Genomic DNA, 3,039 nt, shown 5'->3' on the forward strand with positions numbered 1-3,039 from the left:
ATAGCCTGCGATAAGCTTCGGGGAGCTGGCAAATGAGCTTTGATCCGGAGATTTCCGAATGGGGAAACCCACCTAGCAGTAGGTATCGCATGATGAATACATAGTCATGCGAGGCGAACCGGGCGAACTGAAACATCTCAGTAGCTCGAGGAAAAGACATCAACCGAGATTCCGAAAGTAGTGGCGAGCGAAATCGGAAGAGCCTGTTAGTGATAGCACAAGACTTAACGGAACACTCTGGAAAGGGTGGCCATAGCGGGTGATAGCCCCGTACGTGAAAAGACCTGTGTGGTACTGAGCTAACGAAAAGTAGGGCGGGACACGTGTAATCCTGTCTGAATATGGGGGGACCATCCTCCAAGGCTAAATACTCATCATCGACCGATAGTGAACAAGTACCGTGAGGGAAAGGCGAAAAGAACCCCGGGAGGGGAGTGAAATAGATCCTGAAACCGCATGCTTACAAAAAGTAGGAGCCCGCAAGGGTGACTGCGTACCTTTTGTATAATGGGTCAGCGACTTACATTCAGTGGCAAGCTTAACCGAGTAGGGAAGGCGTAGGGAAACCGAGTCCGAACAGGGCGATTCAGTCGCTGGGTGTAGACCCGAAACCAAGTGATCTATCCATGGCCAGGATGAAGGTGCCGTAACAGGTACTGGAGGTCCGAACCGACTGGTGTTGCAAAACCAGCGGATGAGCTGTGGATAGGGGTGAAAGGCTAAACAAACTTGGAAATAGCTGGTTCTCTCCGAAAACTATTTAGGTAGTGCCTCAAGTATTACCTGCGGGGGTAGAGCACTGTTTTGGCTAGGGGGTCATGGCGACTTACCAAACCAAGGCAAACTCCGAATACCGCAGAGTACAGCTTGGGAGACAGAGCACCGGGTGCTAACGTCCGGACTCAAGAGGGAAACAACCCAGACCGCCAGCTAAGGTCCCTAAAATTGGCTAAGTGGGAAACGAAGTGGGAAGGCTAAAACAGTCAGGATGTTGGCTTAGAAGCAGCCATCATTTAAAGAAAGCGTAATAGCTCACTGATCGAGTCGTCCTGCGCGGAAGATGTAACGGGGCTAAGCCAGTTACCGAAGCTGCGGATTTGCAATTTATTGCAAGTGGTAGGAGAGCGTTCTGTAAGCCTGTGAAGGTGGCTTGTAAAGGCTGCTGGAGGTATCAGAAGTGCGAATGCTGACATGAGTAGCGTTAAAGGGGGTGAAAAGCCCCCTCGCCGTAAGCGCAAGGTTTCCTACGCAACGTTCATCGGCGTAGGGTGAGTCGGCCCCTAAGGCGAGGCAGAGATGCGTAGCTGATGGGAAACAGGTCAATATTCCTGTACCGATTACAAGTGCGATGTGGGGACGGATCTTAATAGGTTATCCGGGTGTTGGATGTCCCGGTTTAGGCAGATGTAGGCGATGGGTAGGCAAATCCGCCCGTCATATACCGAGGCTGCCGATCGAGCGAGCTTGCTCGCGAAGTAACTGAACGAGGTCCCAGGAAAAGCCACTAAGCTTCAGCTTGTAATTGACCGTACCGCAAACCGACACTGGTGCGCGAGATGAGTATTCTAAGGCGCTTGAGAGAACTCAGGAGAAGGAACTCGGCAAATTGACACCGTAACTTCGGAAGAAGGTGTGCCCTAGTAGTGTGATGAGAACATCTGAGCACGAATGGGTTGCAAAAAATAGGTGGCTGCGACTGTTTATTAAAAACACAGCACTCTGCAAACACGAAAGTGGACGTATAGGGTGTGACGCCTGCCCGGTGCTGGAAGATTAATTGATGGGGTGCAAGCTCTTGATCGAAGTCCCAGTAAACGGCGGCCGTAACTATAACGGTCCTAAGGTAGCGAAATTCCTTGTCGGGTAAGTTCCGACCTGCACGAATGGCGTAACGATGGCCACACTGTCTCCTCCTGAGACTCAGCGAAGTTGAAATGTTTGTGATGATGCAATCTCCCCGCGGAAAGACGGAAAGACCCCATGAACCTTTACTGTAGCTTTGTATTGAATTTTGAACAGATCTGTGTAGGATAGGTGGGAGGCTTTGAAGCAGGGTCGCTAGATCTTGTGGAGCCAACGTTGAAATACCACCCTGGTGTGTTTGAGGTTCTAACCTAGGTCCATTATCTGGATCGGGGACAGTGCATGGTAGGCAGTTTGACTGGGGCGGTCTCCTCCCAAAGTGTAACGGAGGAGTTCGAAGGTACGCTAGGTACGGTCGGACATCGTGCTAATAGTGCAATGGCATAAGCGTGCTTAACTGCGAGACTGACAAGTCGAGCAGATGCGAAAGCAGGACATAGTGATCCGGTGGTTCTGTATGGAAGGGCCATCGCTCAACGGATAAAAGGTACTCTGGGGATAACAGGCTGATACCGCCCAAGAGTTCATATCGACGGCGGTGTTTGGCACCTCGATGTCGGCTCATCTCATCCTGGGGCTGTAGCCGGTCCCAAGGGTATGGCTGTTCGCCATTTAAAGAGGTACGTGAGCTGGGTTTAAAACGTCGTGAGACAGTTTGGTCCCTATCTTCCGTGGGCGCTGCAGATTTGAGGAAGCCTGCTCCTAGTACGAGAGGACCGGAGTGGACGCACCTCTGGTGTACCGGTTGTCACGCCAGTGGCATTGCCGGGTAGCTAAGTGCGGAAGAGATAACCGCTGAAAGCATCTAAGCGGGAAACTCGTTCCAAGATGAGATCTGCCGGGGCCTTGAGCCCCCTGAAGGGTCGTTGAAGACCACGACGTTGATAGGTCGGGTGTGGAAGCGCAGCAATGCGTTAAGCTAACCGATACTAATTGCCCGTGAGGCTTGACCCTATAACTTTGACGAAACCACATGTCTGAAAAGACAGTTCGTGCAAATGTCTTATGCCATCATGATTAAAATCATGACGTTGGCAGCAATCAAAACAAGCTGATTCGAAACTCTATGAATTCGTCTGGCTGAACCAGTTCAGCCAGGCAACAAGTTATGCCTGACGACCATAGCGAGTTGGTCCCACTCCTTCCCATCCCGAACAGGACAGTGAAACGACTTTG

The 3,039-nt window shown here is 51.3% G+C and carries 2 rRNA genes (1 of these 2 running past the window's edge); both read left to right on the forward strand.

Annotated features, from left to right (window positions below):
• Nucleotides 1–2,817 (forward strand): 23S ribosomal RNA (locus ACFOPI_RS24220) (it extends 60 nt beyond the left edge of the window).
• A gap of 157 nt (nt 2,818–2,974) precedes the next feature.
• A 5S ribosomal RNA gene (gene rrf, locus ACFOPI_RS24225) occupies nt 2,975–3,039 on the forward strand; the annotation flags it as partial.

The organism is Hydrogenophaga luteola (assembly GCF_042648585.1).
In the GTDB taxonomy this organism is placed as follows: Bacteria; Pseudomonadota; Gammaproteobacteria; order Burkholderiales; family Burkholderiaceae_C; genus Hydrogenophaga; species Hydrogenophaga luteola.